Raw genomic sequence first — 17860 nt, 5'->3', positions numbered from 1 at the left:
CTCCGGATCCTCCGGCCCCGCACCCAGGACCGCACGAAGGACCGTCATGCCGCTGAGCCACCCCCGCCGATCCGCGCTGTCCGAACAGGTCATCTCCGAACTGCGGAACCAGATCACCTCGGGCGAATGGCCGGTGGGCTCACGCATCCCGACCGAGTCCGAGCTGGTCGACCAGCTCGGGGTCGCGCGCAACACGGTCCGCGAGGCCGTTCGCGCGCTCGCGCACAACGGTCTGCTGGACATCCGCCAGGGGTCGGGCACCTACGTGGCGGCGACCAGCGAGCTGGCGGGCGTGATGCACCGGCGGTTCGCCGACGCGGACCCCACCCACGTCGCCGAGCTGCGCGCGACCCTGGAGTCGGGTGCCGCCCAGCTCGCCGCCGAGCGGCGCACCGAGCGCGATCTGAAGCAGCTGGACGCGCTCCTGCTGCGCCGTGAGGAGGCCTGGGAGTCCGGGGACGCGGAGGCGTTCGTGACCGCCGACGCGACCTTCCACATGGCGGTGGTGGCCGCGTCGCACAACGACGTCATGACGGCGATGTACGCGGACCTGGGCGAGGTGCTGCGGGACTGGCTGCGCGACGACGTCGGCGGCGAGCTGACGCCGGAGACGTACATGGACCACACCGGGCTCGTGGACGCGATCCGCACGGGCGACACGGCGGCGGCGGCCGCGGAGGCGGCGAGTTATCCGTTCATGTGCCGTCCGGGCCGGTCGCGGGCCGCGGGGCGCTGACCGGGCTCACCGGCGTGGCCGACCCACGCGGAGCGGACCCTTGCCCAGCAGCGGCCCGTGAGCCGCACGGTCATCGCGGGTCCCACGTCGACCGGGGCGGTGTCGGTGTCCAGGTCCCACCAGGGGTCGCACTCGATGTGCAGGCTCACATGGTCGGTCCGGGGATACGGGTTGTGGCAGTGGGCGACGACGTCCGTACCGGTCACACGGACGCGGCAATCGGCGCCGAAGGGCCCCGTACCACCGGCGGACTTCCCGCCCTTCCCGCGTGCGTGGGGCTCGGTGCGCTCTGCGCGCGCGTGGCGCTCGGTGCGCTCCCCGCGCGCGTGCGGCATCGCCTCGTACGGCAGGACGGTCACCAGGGCAAGGGCGAGGAAGACCGGGGCGAAGCGGCGGGACAGGCGCACAACGGAACCTCCCAGGCCGTACGGCTGCGGGGCGGTGCGTACTCCCAGCGTGCGTGCCGGTCACTCGCGGGCGCCCGGCCGGGTACTCCGAACGGGCGATGCCCCGCTCCCCGCGTGGAACGGGAAACGGGGCATCGACCTCGTACGACGGGAACGAGGGCCGCGTCAGCGGACGCGCAAGCCGTCAGCCCTCATGGACCGGGCCGCTCAGGCGCCGATGGCGTGCAGGCCGCCGTCCACGTGGATGATCTCGCCGGTGGTCTTCGGGAACCAGTCGCTCAGCAGGGCGACGATGCCGCGGCCGGCCGGCTCGGGGTCCTTCAGGTCCCACTCCAGCGGAGAGCGGGTGTCCCACACGGAGGCCAGCTCGCCGAAGCCCGGGATGGACTTGGCGGCCATGGAGCCGAGCGGGCCCGCCGAGATCAGGTTGCAGCGGATGTTCTGCTTGCCCAGGTCACGCGCGATGTAGCGGCTGGTGGCTTCCAGGGCGGCCTTGGCCGGGCCCATCCAGTCGTACTGCGGCCACGCGAACTGCGCGTCGAAGGTGAGGCCGACGACCGAGCCGCCGTTCTGCATCAGCGGCAGGCAGGCCATGGTCAGCGACTTCAGGGAGTACGCCGAGACGTGCATGGCGGTGGCGACCGACTCGAACGGCGTGTTGAGGAAGTTGCCGCCGAGGGCGTCCTGCGGGGCGAAACCGATGGAGTGCACGACGCCGTCGAGGCCGCCCAGCTCCTCGCCGACGACGTCGGCCAGGCGCGCCAGGTGCTCGTCGTTGGTGACGTCGAGCTCGACGACCTTGGTGGGCTTGGGGAGCTTCCTGGCGATGCGCTCGGTCAGCGTGGGCCGCGGGAACGCGGTCAGGATGATCTCGGCACCCTGCTCCTGGGCCAGCTTCGCGGCGTGGAACGCGATGGAGGACTCCATCAGCACACCGGAGATCAGGACGCGCTTGCCCTCGAGAATTCCGCTCATGGTGATCAGTGACCCATTCCCAGTCCGCCGTCAACGGGGATGACGGCTCCAGTGATGTACGAGGCGTCGTCGGAGGCGAGGAACCGCACCGTCGCGGCGATCTCCTCCGGCTGCGCGTAACGGCCGAGCGGCACCTGCGACATGATGTTCGCCCGCTGTTCGTCGGTGAGCGCCTTGGTCATGTCGGTGTCGACGAAACCGGGCGCGACGACGTTGAAGGTGATGTTGCGCGAGCCCAGCTCACGGGCGAGGGAGCGCGCGAAGCCGACCAGGGCGGCCTTGGAGGCGGCGTAGTTCGCCTGCCCGGCGGACCCGAGCAGCCCCACCACCGACGAGACCAGCACGACGCGGCCCTTCTTCGCGCGCAGCATGCCGCGGTTGGCGCGCTTGACGACGCGGAAGGTGCCGGTGAGGTTGGTGTCGATGACCGAGGTGAAGTCCTCCTCGGACATGCGCATCAGCAACTGGTCCTTGGTGACGCCCGCGTTGGCGACGAGGATCTCGACAGGGCCGTGCTGGGCCTCGATCTCCTTGTAGGCCTGCTCCACCTGCTCGGTGTCGGTGATGTCGCACTTGACCGCGAGGAAGCCGGCCGGCGGCTCGCCCGAGCGGTACGTGATCGCGACCTTGTCGCCGGCGTCGGCGAACGCGCGGGCGATGGCGAGGCCGATGCCCCGGTTGCCTCCAGTGACGAGAACCGAGCGGCTCAACGGATCACCCTTTCGATAGCGGTCTGGAACCCCTGCAAGACAGGCGCCTTCGTCGAAAACCTATCGGTCCGGCCCCCCGCACGGACAATCGGGCACCGACAGTGGCGTAGGGGACTCACTGTCGGATCCCTACAGAAGTGGCGGCCGCGGAGTGAGCCGGGAGGCTCGTCGGAGGCAAAGGTCCGTTCGTCGGACGGAAGGATATGGTCCGCTCGGTCCCATGGGAGACATGATCGGATCCGACAGGCCACGACAGCAGGGAGACGTCCGTGCCCCACTCCATCGACGAAGCCTTCACGGCACTGCCGCTGCGGGCCCTGGCCGACGCCGCGCTGGCACGCGCGCGGGCGCTGGGCGCCGAGCACGCGGACTTCCGCTTCGAGCGGGTGCGCAGTGCCGCGTGGCGGTTGCGCGACGGCAAGCCGGCCGGGTCCTCGGACACGACCGACCTGGGGTACGCGGTGCGGGTCGTGCACGGGGGGACCTGGGGGTTCGCCTCGGGCGTCGATCTGACCCTGGACGCCGCGGCCAAGGTGGCGTCGCAGGCGGTGGCGATGGCCAGGCTGTCGGCACAGGTCATCAAGGCGGCGGGGTCCGACGTGGGGGCACCGCCCACGCCGTTCGGGCAGTGGGGGAGGGTGGAACTGGCGGACGAGCCGGTCCACGCGGAGCGGACCTGGGTCTCCTCGTACGAGATCGATCCCTTCACCGTGCCCGACGAGCACAAGACGGGACTGCTGGCCGACTGGAGCGCGCGGCTGCTCGCGGCCGACGGGGTCGACCACGTGGACGCCTCGCTGATGACCGTCCACGAGAACAAGTTCTATGCCGACACCGCGGGCACCGTGACGACCCAGCAGCGCGTGCGGCTGCACCCCCAACTCACCGCGGTCTCGGTCGACGACTCCACGGGTGAGTTCGACTCGATGCGCACCCTCGCGCCGCCGGTCGGCCGCGGCTGGGAGTACCTGACGGGCACCGGCTGGGACTGGGACGCGGAGCTGGAGCAGATCCCGGAGCTGCTCGCCGAGAAGATGCGCGCGCCGAGCGTGGAGCCGGGTGTGTACGACCTGGTCGTCGACCCGTCCAACCTGTGGCTGACCATTCACGAGTCCATCGGGCACGCCACCGAACTGGACCGGGCGCTCGGCTACGAGGCCGCGTACGCCGGCACCTCCTTCGCCACCTTCGACCGGCTGGGCAAGCTGAGGTACGGCTCCGAGCTGATGAACGTCACCGGCGACCGCACCGCCGAGCACGGCCTCGCGACGATCGGCTACGACGACGAGGGCGTCGAGACGCAGTCCTGGGACCTGGTCAGGAACGGCACACTGGTCGGCTACCAGCTGGACCGGCGCATCGCCCGGCTGACCGGTTTCGAGCGGTCCAACGGGTGCGCCTACGCCGACTCGCCCGCGCACGTTCCCGTGCAGCGCATGGCCAATGTGTCGCTCCGGCCGGATCCGGCCGGACTGTCCACCGAGGATCTGATCGGCAGCGTGGACCGCGGGATCTATGTCGTCGGGGACCGTTCCTGGTCCATCGACATGCAGCGCTACAACTTCCAGTTCACCGGCCAGCGGTTCTTCCGTATCGAGAACGGGCGGATCACCGGCCAGCTGCGGGATGTCGCGTACCAGGCGACGACCACCGACTTCTGGGGATCCATGGTGGCCGTCGGCGGTCCGGGGACCTATGTCCTCGGCGGCGCCTTCAACTGCGGCAAGGCCCAGCCGGGCCAGGTCGCGTCGGTCTCGCACGGCTGCCCGTCCGCCCTCTTCAAGGGAGTCAACATCCTCAACACCACCCAGGAGGCCGGTCGATGAGCGCCCGTACGAACAAGCCGCACGAGATCGTCGAGCGTGCCCTGGAGATGTCCCGCGCGGACGGGTGCGTCGTCATCGCCGACGAGCACTCCACCGCCAACCTCCGCTGGGCGGGCAACGCACTGACCACGAACGGGGTCACCCGCGGGCGCACCCTCACCGTCGTCGCGACCGTCGACGGCGCGCAGGGGACGGCGTCGGGGGTCGTCTCCCGCTCGGCCGTCACCGCCGACGGGCTGGAGTCGCTGGTGCGGGCAGCGGAGGCCGCCGCACGCGGCGCGGGCCCCGCCGAGGACGCACAGCCGCTGGTGACGGGTGTGCCGCAGTCCCCGCACTTCATGGACGCGCCCGCGGAGACCTCGTCCGCCGTCTTCACCGACTTCGCGCCGGCGCTCGGCGAGTCCTTCGCACGCGCGCATGCGGGCGGGCGTGAGCTGTACGGCTTCGCCAACCACGAAGTCGTCTCGACGTACATCGGTACGTCGACCGGGCTGCGGCTGCGTCACGACCAGCCGAGCGGCACGCTGGAGCTCAACGCCAAGTCCCCGGACCGCACGCGCTCGGCGTGGGCGGGATGCTCGACGCGGGACTTCGAGGACGTCGACCCGGTGGCGCTGGACGCCGAGCTGTCGCAGCGGCTGGCCTGGGCGGAGCGCAGGGTCGAGCTGCCCGCGGGCCGGTACGAGACGCTGCTGCCGCCCACCGCGGTCGCGGACCTGCTGATCTACCAGATGTGGTCCTCGACGGGCCGGGACGCGGCCGAGGGCCGCACGGTCTTCAGCAAGCCCGGCGGTGGCACACGCGTCGGCGAGAAGCTCTCCGGGCTGCCGTTGTCCCTGCGCAGCGACCCGGACGAGCCGGGTCTGGAGACGGCGCCCTTCGTGATCGCGCACGCCTCCGGCGACGATGCGTCGGTCTTCGACAACGGACTGCCGCTGAAGGCCACCGAGTGGATCCGCGACGGGGAGCTGAGGCGTCTGACGACCACCCGGCACAGCGCGGCCCTGACCGGGCTGCCGCTCGCGCCGTCGATCGGGAATCTGATTCTCGGCGGTGGCGCCGACCGGTCGCTGGAGGAGATGGTCGCCGACACCGGGCGGGGGCTGCTGCTGACGTGCTTGTGGTACATCCGGGAGGTCGACCCGGCGACGCTGCTGCTGACCGGCCTGACCCGGGACGGCGTCTACCTCGTGGAGAACGGCGAGGTCACCGGCGAGGTGAACAACTTCCGCTTCAACGAGTCCCCGGTGGACCTGCTGGGCCGCGCCACGGAGGCCGGGCGCACCGAAAAGACGCTGCCGAGGGAGTGGGCCGACTGGTTCACTAGGGCTGCGATGCCCTCGCTGAGGGTGCCGGACTTCAATATGAGCTCGGTCAGCCAGGGCGTATAACCTCGTACCGGTGGTCACTCGACCACCCGAGGACCTTCCAAGGAGATACGAGAACCGTGACGGACATCGTCGACGAACTGAAGTGGCGGGGGCTCATCGCCCTCTCCACGGACGAGGACGCACTGCGCAAGGCGTTCGCGGACGGTCCCGTCACGTTCTATTGCGGCTTCGACCCCACCGCTCCCAGCCTGCACCTCGGCAACCTGGTACAGATCCTGACCATGCGCCGGATCCAGCAGGCGGGCAACCGCCCGCTGGGCCTGGTCGGGGGCGCCACGGGCCTGATCGGCGACCCGAAGCCGACCGCCGAGCGCACGCTGAACGACCCCGAGGTGGTGGCCGGCTGGGTGGCGCGGCTGCGGGGCCAGATCGAGAAGTTCCTGGACTTCGAGGGGCCGCACGCCGCGACGATGGTCAACAACCTGGACTGGACCCAGGGCCTGTCGGCCATCGACTTCCTGCGGGACATCGGCAAGCACTTCCGGGTCAACAAGATGATCTCGAAGGAGGCCGTCGCCCGCCGGCTGCACTCGGACGCGGGTATCAGCTACACCGAGTTCAGCTACCAGATCCTCCAGGGCATGGACTTCCTGGAGCTGTACCGGAGGTACGGCTGCACGCTGCAGACCGGCGGCAGCGACCAGTGGGGCAACCTCACGGCGGGCGCGGACCTGATCCACAAGGTGGAGCCGCACGTCGCCGTGCACGCGCTGGCTACGCCGCTGATCACCAAGGCGGACGGCACCAAGTTCGGCAAGACGGAGTCCGGCACGGTGTGGCTCGACCCGGAGCTGACCACGCCGTACGCCTTCTACCAGTTCTGGCTGAACGCCGACGACCGGGACGTCTCGAAGTTCCTGCGCATCTTCAGTTTCCGTTCCCGTGAGGAGATCGAGGAGCTGGAGCAGCAGACGGAGGAGCGTCCGCAGGCCCGCGCCGCCCAGCGTGCGCTCGCCGAGGAGCTGACGACGCTGGTGCACGGTGCGGACCAGACGGCCGCCGTGATCGCCGCGTCCAAGGCGCTCTTCGGGCAGGGCGAGCTGGCGGACCTCGACGAGAAGACGCTGGCCGCGGCCCTCTCCGAGGTGCCGAACGCCCGGGTCTCCGAGCTGGAGCCGGTGGTGGACCTGTTCGCCGAGGTCGGCCTGGTGCCCAGCAAGTCGGCGGCGCGCCGCACCGTGAAGGAGGGCGGCGCCTACGTGAACAACACGAAGGTCACCGCCGAGGACGCGGTGCCCGCCCGGGAGGAGCTGCTGCACGGCCGCTGGCTGGTGCTGCGCCGCGGCAAGAAGAACCTGGCCGCGGTCGAGGTCGCGGGAGACTGAGGCGCGCCCGGCCTCATGGGCCGGGCGCGTGCAAGACAGCCGGACAGGAAAAGGGGGCGGCCCCGTCGGGAGACGGGGCCGCCCCCTTTCCGTGCCGTCAGACTCTCTCCCTGTCTCTGCCTCTGCCTCGCATCGACATGTACGCCATCTCGCCCAGGAAGACGAGGACGACCGCGGCTGCGAGCTGGAGACCGTGGCGGCCCCAGTCGATGCCCCGGGTCTCCGCGATCCCGATGGAGCGGGCGATGGCGTTGCCGATGATGCCGCCGATCATGCCCATGAGGGTGGTCAGCCAGAGGGGACTGTGCTGTCTGCCCGGCAGGATGAGCTTGGCCAGCAGGCCCAGCACGAATCCGACGATGATCGCCCACAACCAGCCCATGGCTGCCTCCTCGTACGGCTCGACGCGAGCGGTACGCCCAGTCTCGGGCGGTCCGCCATACGGCGCATGTCGGATGCATCCGTCCGCGCGCGAGCGCAGCGCGTCGCCCAGGCGGGAGCGGCCCCGGTCTCGAAGCCGCCCAAGGCTCGGCGTAACGTGGTGGGTGTTCGGGCTCGGCCCCTGACCGGCTACGGACCAGGTGCGGGCCGGGGAGAGTCCGGGGCAGACGGGTGGTGGAAGGTGATGCGGAAGCTGAGCAGCGGGGGGCAGACCCCGGTGTTCCGGATCACGGGTGCCCGGCAGGGACTCGAGGCCGACGTACGCGGCCGGCAGCGCCGTTACGTCATCTCCATGAGCATCCGTACGATCTCGGTGATCCTCGCGGCCACCCTGTGGAACATCGAGCGGCCGTTCGCCATCGTCGCGCTGGTCCTGGGTGGGGTCCTGCCCTATGTGGCGGTCGTCATCGCGAACGCGGGACGGGAGAACGCGCCGTCGCTGCCGTCCTCGTTCCTCCATGTCCCGGTGCGCCCGATGATCGCACCGCCCGCTGCGGACCAGCACACGGAATCCGTCCCGGAAGACGAGCCGGACGGGCGCGCGGCGGACGCCGGGGGCGAGCCGCGCGAGCGGGCCTGACCACGGCGGCCGCCGGATGCGGAATCGCATCCCCCGCGAAGCTCAGGAAAAGCTCAGGACAATCATGTTGTTCCGGTGCCGGGCACCGGGTTACCCGTGACATACTGCGTACGCGCTCCGCATCCCCCGTCGGAGCGACAGACCGACGCCGGGCAGCTCCCCCCGTGGCTGCTCGGCGTCGCCTTTTGGGGGCCATCGTGCTGTCACGTGTCGATGACCACCGTCCTCGGTCGAGGGGCTCGTGGCGCAGGGGCGGGAGCACGCTAGGGTCGGGCATGTGATGGCCCCTGATCCCGATGCGCCCATGTGCTCCGCCAAGGGCTGCCGCGCCGCCGCCGTGTGGGTGCTGGCCTGGAACAACCCGAAGCTGCACACGCCGGAGCGCCGCAAGACCTGGCTGGCGTGCGAGGAGCACCGCGAGTACCTGTCGAAGTTCCTCGGCGTGCGCGGGTTTCTGAAGGACGTCGTGAAGCTGGAGGATTGGGAGACTCCCGGCACGGGCCCCTCGGCGGGCTGACTCGGCACCAGGGCCCGGCCGCCGACCGGACTCGGCACCAGGACTCGGCCGCCCACGGGACTCGGCCGCCGATCGGACCCAGCCCCCCGTCGGACTCAGCTCCCGATCGCGCTCAGCCCCCGATCGCCGACATCGGCCGCTCGGGCTGGAGGAACGACGGGTCGTCCAGTCCGGAGCCCGCCTTCTTGCCCCACATCGCAAGCCGCCAGATACGGGCGATCTCCTCGTCCGCGGCGCCGGAGCGCAGCGCCTCGCGCAGGTCGGTCTCCTCGGTGGCGAACAGACAGGTGCGTATCTGGCCGTCGGCCGTCAGACGGGTGCGGTCGCAGGCCGCGCAGAAGGGGCGGGTGACCGAGGCGATGACGCCGACGCGGTGCGGGCCGCCGTCGACGATCCAGCGCTCGGCAGGGGCGGAGCCGCGCTCCCCGGCGCCCTCCGCGGTCAGCTCGAAGCGGGTGCGCAGCGAGGCCAGGATGTCGCCCGCGGTGACCATGCCCTCCCGCTTCCAGCCGTGCTGGGCGTCCAGGGGCATCTGTTCGATGAAGCGCAGCTCGTATTCGTGCCGGACCGCCCAGGCGAGGAGGTCCGGGGCCTCGTCGTCGTTGAGCCCCGGCATCAGGACGGAGTTGACCTTGACCGGGGTGAGGCCTGCCTCGTGCGCGGCCCGGAGGCCGTCGAGGACGTCCTGGTGGCGGTCCCGGCGGGTGAGCGCCTTGAAGACGTCCGGGCGCAGGGTGTCCAGTGAGACGTTCACCCGGTCCAGGCCCGCCGTCTTGAGGGCCGCGGCCGTGCGCCTGAGGCCGATGCCGTTGGTGGTGAGGGACATCTGGGGCCGGGGGGTCAGCGCGGCGACCCGCTCCACGAGGCCGACGAGACCCGGGCGCAGCAGCGGCTCGCCTCCGGTGAAGCGGACCTCCTCTATCCCGAGGGAGCTGACCGCGATGCCGATCAGGCGGACGATCTCGTCGTCCGTCAGCAGGTCCGGCTTGGCGAGCCACTGCAGGCCCTCCTCGGGCATGCAGTACGTGCACCGCAGATTGCACCGGTCTGTCAGCGAAACCCTCAGGTCGGTGGCCACCCGGCCGTAGGTGTCTATGAGCACGCGGGCCCCCTCCCTCGTCACGGATCGCTTTCCCGTCATCTGCGAGCCTACGTGACGGCAGCGACAACGACAGCGCCCGAACCCACGAGGTGCGCCACGGCCGCATCGTAGATCCCTACGATGCGGCCGTCGGCGCGGGGTGGTCAGTGGGCCCCGGTGCCGGTCAGGGACCGCACCTCCAGTTCCGCGTACTTGCCCGGGTCCGGCTGCTCCTTCGACAGGAGCGTGCCGAGCCAGCCCAGCAGGAAGCCCACCGGGATGGAGATGAGGCCCGGGTTCTCCAGGGGGAACCAGTGGAAGTCGGCGTGCGGGAACATCGACGTCTCCTTGCCGGAGACCACCGGCGAGAACAGCACCAGGCCGACGGCGGTCACCAGGCCGCCGTAGATCGACCACAGGGCCCCGGAGGTGGTGAACCGCTTCCAGAAGAGGCTGTAGAGGATCGTCGGCAGGTTCGCGGAGGCGGCGACCGCGAAGGCGAGGGCGACCAGGCCCGCCACGTTCAGGTCGCGGGCGAGGGCCCCGAGGGCGATGGAGACGGCGCCGATGCCGACGGTCGCCCAGCGGGCGGCGTTCACCTCCTGTTTCTCGCTCGCCTGTCCCTTCTTGATGACGTTGGCGTAGATGTCGTGCGCGAACGACGACGAGGAGGCGAGGGTCAGGCCCGCGACCACCGCCAGGATCGTGGCGAAGGCGACCGCCGAGATGGAGGCCAGCAGGATCGCGCCCCAGTCGGAGCCCGTGCCTCCCAGGTGGAGGGCGAGCAGGGGCGCGGCCGTGTTGCCCGCCTTGTTGGAGGCGATGATCTCGTCGGGTTTGATGAGGGCGGCGGCGCCGAAGCCGAGGGCGAGGGTCATCAGATAGAAGGCTCCGATGAGGCCGATCGCCCAGTTCACCGACTTCCGGGCGGCCTTCGCGGTGGGCACCGTGTAGAAGCGGATCAGGATGTGCGGCAGGCCCGCGGTGCCGAGGACCAGGGCGATGCCCAGGGAGAGGAAGTCCAGCTTGCTGGTGCCGGTGGCGCCGTACTTCAGTCCGGGCTCCAGGAAGGCGGAGCCCTTGCCGGTGTTGGCTGCGGCCTTGCCGAGCAGGTCCGACAGGTTGAAGTGGAACTTCAGCAGCACCAGGAAGGTCAGCAGCAGGGCGCCCGCGATCAGCAGCACGGCCTTGACCATCTGCACCCAGGTGGTGCCCTTCATGCCGCCGATGGTGACGTACACGATCATCAGGACGCCGACGAGGGCGACGATGCCGATCTTGCCGCCGTCGCTGGTGATGCCGAGGAGCAACGAGACCAGGACGCCCGCGCCCGCCATCTGGGCCAGCAGGTAGAAGATCGACACGACGATCGTGGAGGTGCCGGCCGCGGTGCGGACCGGGCGCTGGCGCATGCGGTACGCCAGTACGTCGCCCATGGTGTACCGGCCGGAGTTGCGCAGCGGCTCGGCGACCAGCAGCAGGGCCACCAGCCAGGCGACCAGGAAGCCGATGGAGTACAGGAAGCCGTCGTAGCCGAAGAGGGCGATGGCGCCCGCGATACCCAGGAAGGACGCGGCGGACATGTAGTCGCCTGAGACCGCGAGTCCGTTCTGGAAGGCGGTGAACTGGCGGCCGCCCGCGTAGAAGTCGGCGGCGTTCCTGGTCTGGCGGCCGGCCCAGACGGTGATGACGAGGGTCGCGGCGACGAACACCGCGAAGAGGGTGACGATGAGCGGCCGGTGCTTGCTCGCCTCACCGGCGGCCAGGAGCACTGCCGGGCTCATGCGCCTGCCTCCATCCGGGACTTGATGGCCTCGGCCTTGGGGTCGAGCCGGGCGGCGGCGTGGCGGGAGTACCACCACGCGATCAGGAACGTGGTGAGGAACTGGGCGAGGCCGAGCACCAGGGCGACGTTGAGGTTGCCGAGAAGCCTGGTGCCCATGAACCCGCCCGCGTAGTTCGACAGCAGCACATAGACCAGGTACCAGGCGATGAACGCCACGGTCAGCGGGAAGGCGAAAGAGCGGTGGGAGCGGCGCAGGTCACCGAATTCGGCGCTCTCCTGGACCGCGATGAACGCGTCGGTGGTCGGATAGCCGGCTTCTGTCTTGGAGGGGGGAGGTGCGTCGGTCGCCACGGTGTCTCCTCGCATACGGGCGTCATAGTGATGTGGGTCACATCACCGGGGTGCGACGCTAGCGTTCCGGTGTGTGATCCGACAGGGGGCGGCGGCCGCCGGGGTGCCCCCTGCCCGAGGTCACGGCGCGCCTCACGGGCCGGTTCAACTCCCTTGGTTTCTTTTTTACGTAGTCGCCCGAAGCCATTGCTGATCGCCCGGGGCGGCGGATAGCGTCACCCTGCACCACCCGTCATGTACCTGCCGGGATGCCACCGCGTTCCGGCTCGTTCACGTTTCCGGATGATGTGGAGATCCCATGGCTCATCTGCGTTCCAGACGCCGGCTCGCCCTTGCCGTGCCGGTCGTGCTGTCGCTCACCGCCTCCCTGGGCTTCCTGCCGGGCACGGCGTCGGCCGCCCCGAACACCGCCCCCGTGGCACGGACCGCCGATGGGCCCGAACTCGCCTATGTCGTCAACACCCGGACGGACCGTCATACGATCGCATCGGTGCGGCAGGCGATCGCCGCGGCCGACGGCACGATCGTGGTGACGTACGACCGGATCGGTGTGTTCGTCGTCCACTCCGCGAACCCCGACTTCGCCAAGACCCTGCGTACCGTCCGCGGGGTGCAGTCCGCCGGCGCGACCCGGACCGCCCCGCTGACCGCGGCGGGGACCACGGACGAGGGCGCGGCGCAGTACCTGACGAAGGCTCAGGCGGCCAAGCTCTCCGGCGCCTCGGCGGCCGCGGGCGAGAGCGAGCCCCTCGAGGCCGACCAGTGGGACCTGCGCGCGATCGGCGCCGACCAGGCCGCGAAGATCAACCCGGGCAGCCGGAAGGTCACCGTCGCCGTCATCGACACCGGGGTCGACGACACCCACCCGGACCTCGCCCCGAACTTCTCCGCGTCGCAGTCCGCGAGCTGCGTCGGCGGCAAGGCGGACACCTCCTACGGCGCCTGGCGGCCCGCGAAGCCCGAGCACTACCACGGCACGCATGTCGCGGGCGAGATCGCGGCAGCCCGCAACGGCATCGGCGTGGCCGGTGTCGCGCCGAACGTCGAGGTCTCCGCCATCAAGGTGGCCGACCCGGTCAGCGAACTCTTCTACCCCGAGAGCGTCGTCTGCGCGTTCGTGTTCGCCGCCGACCACGGCGTGGAGATCACCAACAACAGCTACTACGTCGACCCGTGGCTCTACAACTGCATGGACGACCCGGACCAGCGGGCCATCGTCGACGCGGTCGACCGTGCCCAGCGGTACGCCCAGCACAAGGGCACTCTCAGCGTCGCCTCGGCGGGCAACTCCAACGACGACCTCGACTCCCACTCCCTGGCCGACGCCTCCAGCCCCGACGACTCCACCGCGGTGAACCGCACGGTCGACCCGCACGAGTGCTTCGACGTGCCGACCCAGCTGCCTGGTGTGGTCACGGTCAGCGCGACGGGCGTTTCCAAGGCCAAGTCGTACTACTCCAGTTACGGCGACGGCGTGATCGACGTGGCGGCACCCGGCGGCGACAAGTACCAGATCCCGGACACGCCGTCGAAGAACGGCCGCATCCTCTCCACCATGCCGGGCGGCCAGTACGGCTTCCTTCAGGGCACCTCGATGGCGTCGCCGCACGTCGCGGGCGTGGCCGCGCTGCTGAAGTCGGCGCATCCGTGGGCGAGCCCGGCCGAGCTCCAGGCACTGCTCAAGGCGCAGGCCGACAACCCGGGCTGCCCGGCCGGCCCCTACGACGGCAACGGCGACGGGGTCGTGGACGCCACCTGCGTGGGCGGCGAGCGCGTGAACGGGTTCTACGGGTTCGGCATCGTCAACGCGCTGCGTGCGGTGAAGTAGCGCGACGCGCCGCCGGCGCGCGGGTCCCGGTGGAGCGACTGCACCGGGACCCGTCGGCCATGTTGATCGAGTACATCCGGCAGAGTGCCCCCATGACCGATACGGACACGACATGGGCGGCGCTGGGCGGGGACCCGGCACTGGTGCGCAGGATCTCGTGTGTCCCACGTGAGGGGACGCTGTCCTCGCGGCTGCCCGTACGGGAGGTGGCGCGGGCCTGTGTCGGGGCCTGCGCGCTGGCTGCCGCCGAGTGGGGCGCACGTCGGGCCGGGCTGCCGGTCGTGCCCGAGGTCCTGGTGGACGACGGGGCGGTGGCCACCGCCTTCCACAGCGAGCGGCATCTGCGGCTCGACGGCCGCGAGCCGGTCAACTTCGCACCACTCTCCCGCTTCTGGCGCACGGCGGACGGCTGGGTGCGCACGCACGCGAACTATCCACATCACCGCGAGCGGCTGCTCGGCGCCCTCGGGCTGGCGGCGGAGGCGTCCGTGGAAACCGTGGCCGCCGCGATCGCCGAGCGGTCGGCCGCCGAGGTGGAGGACGGTGTGTACGCGGCCGGAGGGCTCGCGGTCGCACTGCGCACGCCCGGGGAGTGGGCGGCGCACGAGCAGGGGCGCGCGGTCGCCGCGCATCCTCTGGTGAGCCGTGAGCGGCTCGATGAGGCGCCCGTACGCCCGCTGATCCCGCTCGAGCGCTTGGCCGGACAGCCGCTGCTGCCTGCCGCCGGTCTGCGGGTGCTGGATCTCACACGGGTCATCGCGGGCCCGGTGGCCACCCGCACGCTGGCGCTGCTCGGCGCGGACGTACTGCGGATCGACGCACCACACCTGCCGGAGATTCCCGATCAGCATGCCGACATGGACTTCGGCAAGCGGTCCACGGTCCTCGACCTGGCGGCGCCTGCGGGCCGGCGGGCCTTCGAGGAACTCCTGGAGCAGGCGGACGTGGTCGTCACGGGCTACCGGCCCGGCGCGCTCGACCGGTGGGGACTCACCCCCGGACAACTGGCCGAGCGGCGGCCCGGGCTCGTGGTGGCGCAGTTGTCGGCGTGGGGTGCGTACGGGCCCTGGGGCGGGCGGCGGGGCTTCGACAGCCTGGTGCAGGTCGCCACCGGGATCGCGGTGAGCGAGGGGTCGGTGGAGCGGCCGGGAGCCCTGCCCGCGCAGGCCCTGGATCACGGCACGGGCTATCTGCTGGCCGCGGCGGTGCTGCGGTCCCTCACCGAGCAGACGGAGGAGGGCGGAAGCCGGGTCGTACGGCTGGCACTCGCACGGACCGCGGCCTGGCTGACGCACGGAACGGACCGGGGAGCCGGGCGCGACGCGGCCGTGTACGACGGCCCCGCGGACGGGGCCGCGTACGGCGGCCCGGAACCCTGGCTCCGGGAGACCGACAGCGCACTGGGGCGGCTGCGGTATGCCCTGCCTCCACTGCGCTTCACGGACGGACCGTCCGACTGGGCGCGACCGCCCGGTCGGTGGGGCCGGGACCCGGCCCGGTGGGCCACGACCGCTTCGGGAGGCTGAACGGGCCGGGGGCCCGGCCAGGGGGGTGCGCCGGGCGTCCGCCGCACTCGCTGCGGACCCTGCGGCGCCCGCCCCGGGGGCGGCGGGCGCCGCATTGCCGTGGGCGCTGCGCTCAGCTGCCCGTGACGAGCACCTTGAGCGCCGTGCGCGCGTCCATCGCCTTGTAGCCCTCGGGCACACCCTCCAGGTCGACCGTCAGGTCGAAGACCGGCGAGGGGTCGATGGTGCCGTCGAGGACGTCGGGCAGCAGCTCCGGGATGTACGCGCGCACCGGCGCGACGCCGCCGCGCAGGGCGATGTTCCGGTCGAACATGACGCCCAGGTCGAGTCCGGTACCGCTGCCGTGCGGGACCCCGACGAAGCCGATGGCGCCCCCGTCGCGGGTGATGTTCACGGCGGTACGCATCGACTGCTCGGTGCCGACGGCCTCGACGACGGCGTGCGCTCCCTGTCCGCGCGTCAGCTCACGGACGGCTTCCACGGCGGCGTCCCCGCGTTCGGCGACGACGTCGGTGGCGCCGAAGCGGCGGGCGATGTCCGTACGGACCTGGTGGCGGCCCAGTGCGATGATCCGCTCGGCGCCGAGCCGCTTGGCGGCCAGCACGGCGCACAGTCCGACGGCCCCGTCGCCGACCACGGCCACCGTGGCACCCGGGCGGACTCCCGCACCGAGGGCGGCGTGGTGCCCGGTGCCCATGACGTCGGAGAGCGTCAGCAGCGCGGACAGCAGCCGGTCGTCCGAGGCGGCCTCCTTGGGCAGCCGGACGAGGGTGCCGTCGGCGAAGGGAACGCGCACGGCCTCACCCTGCCCGCCGTCGTACCCGACCGAGCCCCAGAAGCCACCGTGCTCGCAGGAGGTGGTGAGCCCCTCACGGCAGTAGTCGCAGACGCCGTCGGACCACATGAAGGGTGCGACGACGAGATCGCCGCGCCGGACGCCGCTGACCTCGGAGCCGGTCTCCTCCACGAAGCCGAGGAACTCGTGCCCGATCCGCTGCCCCGGCTGCCGGGCCGCCTCACCGCGGTACGCCCACAGGTCGCTGCCGCATATACAGGCCCGCAGCACGCGGACGACCGCGTCGGTGGGCAGCTGCACCAGGGGCTCGGGCACGTCCTCCACCCGCATGTCGTAGGGGGCGTGGATGGTGGTGGCGCGCATGGCGAGGATCCCTCTCGTGCGATCGTGGCGAAGTGCGCTCGGGGGGTGGTCGAGCGCACTTCACGGTACGACGTCACCGTCCCGTCGCGCGCCGAGGGTGCCCCGGACCAGCGGGGCCGCGCGGTGGGGTGCGGACGGGGTACGGCGTGGGACCCGCCCCTCTACACGCCCGCGGCCCCGAGCAGCGTCCCCGCCGCATAGGTGACGCCCATCGCCAGCGCCCCACCCGCCACGTTCCGCGCCACGGCGCGGCCCGGCTTCGCCGCGCCCAGGCCGGCACTGATCCAGCCGGTGACGACCAGGGCGGCCAGCACGGACACCACCGTCACCGGGAGCCGCCAGGACGCGGGCGGCAGCACGATGGCGAGCAGCGGCAGCAGGGCGCCCACCGTGAAGGCGAGGAAGCTGGCCCCCGCCGCGTGCCACGGGTTCGCCAGCTGGTCGGGGTCGATACCGAGCTCCACGCGCGCGTGGGCGCGCAACGCGTCGCGTGCCGTCAGCTGGGCCGCCGCCTCGCGGGCCACCTCCCGGGACAGGCCCCGCCGCTCCAGCAGTTCCGTCAGCTCCTCCAGCTCCGCCTCCGGCTGCTCCCTCAGCTCCCGCCGCTCCAGGGCCAGAGCCGCCCTTTCCGAGTCCCGCTGCGTCGACACGGACACATACTCGCCCGCCGCCATGGACATGGAGCCGGCGAGCAGACCCGACAACCCCGCCGTCAGCAGTGCCGCGCGGTCGGTCGTGGCGCCGGCGACGCCGACCACGAGACCCGCGGTGGAGACGATGCCGTCGTTGGCGCCGAGGACCGCGGCGCGCAGCCAGTTCAGGCGCGAGCCGAGCGCACCGTGGTGAGCCTCCTGGTGCGCCCGGCCGCCGGCGGGCGTTCCACCCGGTACCGCATCGTTCACGCCGGGAGGGTCTCATTCCGGGCGGGGAGGAACGACGGGCCACGCCGACGGGGGCCGAAGGAGGTTCCGGCGGCCTGTGCACTGCGGTGGAGCATGCCGGGTGAACCAGCGGTATCGGCCTCCGTCAACCGGCCCGAGCATGAACGAAGTTGTCCGGCGCGGCGGCCCGCCTCCACGGTGCTGCGGGCGGCGAGCGGCACGAGCGCCCCGGGATCGGGGCGAACTCCGGTGGTACACCCCGCGGTTGTGCGCACCCCCGCGCGAGGGCGCACGGCGGGCTCCGCCGCGCCGGGCCGGAACACCGCTGTCGGTCGCGGCC

Annotated in this window: 17 protein-coding genes; 8 read left to right on the top strand and 9 right to left on the bottom strand. The window is 71.6% G+C overall.

Going from position 1 to position 17860, the window contains the following annotated elements:
- Positions 1 to 46 precede the first annotated feature (46 nt).
- Positions 47 to 736 carry a FadR/GntR family transcriptional regulator gene (locus tag LZ604_RS20365; protein WP_234516837.1) on the top strand — a complete coding sequence of 230 codons (690 nt, stop codon included), beginning with the start codon at positions 47 to 49 and terminating at the stop codon, positions 734 to 736.
- On the opposite strand, the gene LZ604_RS20360 is transcribed toward LZ604_RS20365, so the two are convergent.
- The 3 genes from LZ604_RS20360 to fabG all read right to left on the bottom strand — a co-directional run bounded on the left by LZ604_RS20360 (position 688) and on the right by fabG (position 2828).
- Positions 688 to 1143 carry a hypothetical protein gene (locus LZ604_RS20360; RefSeq protein ID WP_234516836.1) on the bottom strand — a complete coding sequence of 152 codons (456 nt, stop codon included), beginning with the start codon at positions 1141 to 1143 and terminating at the stop codon, positions 688 to 690. The genes LZ604_RS20365 and LZ604_RS20360 overlap by 49 nt on opposite strands.
- Before the next feature lie 207 nt (positions 1144 to 1350).
- A complete protein-coding gene (fabI, locus tag LZ604_RS20355; protein WP_234516835.1) occupies positions 1351 to 2118 on the bottom strand; it encodes an enoyl-ACP reductase FabI in 768 nt (255 codons plus the stop codon).
- A 5-nt stretch (positions 2119 to 2123) separates the two neighbouring features.
- A complete protein-coding gene (gene fabG / locus LZ604_RS20350) occupies positions 2124 to 2828 on the bottom strand; it encodes a 3-oxoacyl-[acyl-carrier-protein] reductase (protein ID WP_234516834.1) in 705 nt (234 codons plus the stop codon).
- A gap of 269 nt (positions 2829 to 3097) precedes the next feature.
- Between fabG and LZ604_RS20345 the strand changes: the two genes are divergently transcribed.
- The 3 genes from LZ604_RS20345 to tyrS are packed head-to-tail and all read left to right on the top strand — an operon-like array spanning position 3098 to position 7370.
- Positions 3098 to 4654 carry a TldD/PmbA family protein gene (locus tag LZ604_RS20345; RefSeq protein WP_234516833.1) on the top strand — a complete coding sequence of 519 codons (1557 nt, stop codon included), beginning with the start codon at positions 3098 to 3100 and terminating at the stop codon, positions 4652 to 4654.
- The gene (locus LZ604_RS20340; protein WP_234516832.1) at positions 4651 to 6045 is read left to right on the top strand and encodes a TldD/PmbA family protein; all 1395 of its coding nucleotides are present in this window, start codon (positions 4651 to 4653) and stop codon (positions 6043 to 6045) included. Before LZ604_RS20345 ends, LZ604_RS20340 begins: the two co-directional genes overlap by 4 nt.
- Before the next feature lie 56 nt (positions 6046 to 6101).
- Positions 6102 to 7370 carry a tyrosine--tRNA ligase gene (gene tyrS / locus LZ604_RS20335; protein WP_234516831.1) on the top strand — a complete coding sequence of 423 codons (1269 nt, stop codon included), beginning with the start codon at positions 6102 to 6104 and terminating at the stop codon, positions 7368 to 7370.
- Positions 7371 to 7467: 97 nt separating this feature from the next.
- On the opposite strand, the gene LZ604_RS20330 is transcribed toward tyrS, so the two are convergent.
- Positions 7468 to 7752 carry a GlsB/YeaQ/YmgE family stress response membrane protein gene (locus LZ604_RS20330; protein WP_234516830.1) on the bottom strand — a complete coding sequence of 95 codons (285 nt, stop codon included), beginning with the start codon at positions 7750 to 7752 and terminating at the stop codon, positions 7468 to 7470.
- A 243-nt stretch (positions 7753 to 7995) separates the two neighbouring features.
- Here LZ604_RS20330 and LZ604_RS20325 point away from each other — a divergent pair, with 243 nt between their 5' ends.
- The gene (locus tag LZ604_RS20325; RefSeq protein ID WP_234516829.1) at positions 7996 to 8391 is read left to right on the top strand and encodes a DUF3099 domain-containing protein; all 396 of its coding nucleotides are present in this window, start codon (positions 7996 to 7998) and stop codon (positions 8389 to 8391) included.
- Between the two features lie 280 nt (positions 8392 to 8671).
- Positions 8672 to 8908 (top strand): hypothetical protein, encoded by a 237-nt coding sequence (locus tag LZ604_RS20320; protein WP_234516828.1) that lies wholly within the window; start codon positions 8672 to 8674, stop codon positions 8906 to 8908.
- A gap of 112 nt (positions 8909 to 9020) precedes the next feature.
- On the opposite strand, the gene moaA is transcribed toward LZ604_RS20320, so the two are convergent.
- The 3 genes from moaA to LZ604_RS20305 form a co-directional block, all read right to left on the bottom strand.
- The gene (moaA, locus tag LZ604_RS20315; RefSeq protein WP_234516827.1) at positions 9021 to 10010 is read right to left on the bottom strand and encodes a GTP 3',8-cyclase MoaA; all 990 of its coding nucleotides are present in this window, start codon (positions 10008 to 10010) and stop codon (positions 9021 to 9023) included.
- Positions 10011 to 10153: 143 nt separating this feature from the next.
- A complete protein-coding gene (locus LZ604_RS20310) occupies positions 10154 to 11773 on the bottom strand; it encodes a monocarboxylic acid transporter (RefSeq protein ID WP_234516826.1) in 1620 nt (539 codons plus the stop codon).
- Complete coding sequence (locus tag LZ604_RS20305) at positions 11770 to 12126, bottom strand: DUF485 domain-containing protein (RefSeq protein ID WP_234516825.1); 357 nt, start codon at positions 12124 to 12126, stop codon at positions 11770 to 11772. Before LZ604_RS20305 ends, LZ604_RS20310 begins: the two co-directional genes overlap by 4 nt.
- Positions 12127 to 12424: 298 nt before the next feature.
- Here LZ604_RS20305 and LZ604_RS20300 point away from each other — a divergent pair, with 298 nt between their 5' ends.
- A complete protein-coding gene (locus LZ604_RS20300; protein ID WP_234516824.1) occupies positions 12425 to 13954 on the top strand; it encodes a S8 family serine peptidase in 1530 nt (509 codons plus the stop codon).
- A gap of 92 nt (positions 13955 to 14046) precedes the next feature.
- Positions 14047 to 15480, top strand: coding sequence for a CoA transferase (locus tag LZ604_RS20295; protein ID WP_234516823.1), 1434 nt, complete (start codon positions 14047 to 14049; stop codon positions 15478 to 15480).
- Positions 15481 to 15592: 112 nt separating this feature from the next.
- On the opposite strand, the gene LZ604_RS20290 is transcribed toward LZ604_RS20295, so the two are convergent.
- Both LZ604_RS20290 and LZ604_RS20285 read right to left on the bottom strand, forming a co-directional pair.
- Positions 15593 to 16639: a zinc-dependent alcohol dehydrogenase family protein gene (locus tag LZ604_RS20290; protein WP_234516822.1), complete on the bottom strand. Its 1047-nt coding sequence runs from the start codon at positions 16637 to 16639 to the stop codon at positions 15593 to 15595.
- A gap of 161 nt (positions 16640 to 16800) precedes the next feature.
- On the bottom strand, positions 16801 to 17541 hold the full coding sequence (locus tag LZ604_RS20285; RefSeq protein ID WP_234516821.1) for a VIT1/CCC1 transporter family protein: 741 nt from the start codon (positions 17539 to 17541) through the stop codon (positions 16801 to 16803).
- Positions 17542 to 17860 lie beyond the last annotated feature (319 nt).

The organism is Streptomyces glomeratus (assembly GCF_021462825.1).
Classification (GTDB): domain Bacteria; phylum Actinomycetota; class Actinomycetes; order Streptomycetales; family Streptomycetaceae; genus Streptomyces; species Streptomyces glomeratus.
Note: the sequence above shows the minus strand (reverse complement) of the source record. Positions and strands in the feature narration are given on the sequence as shown.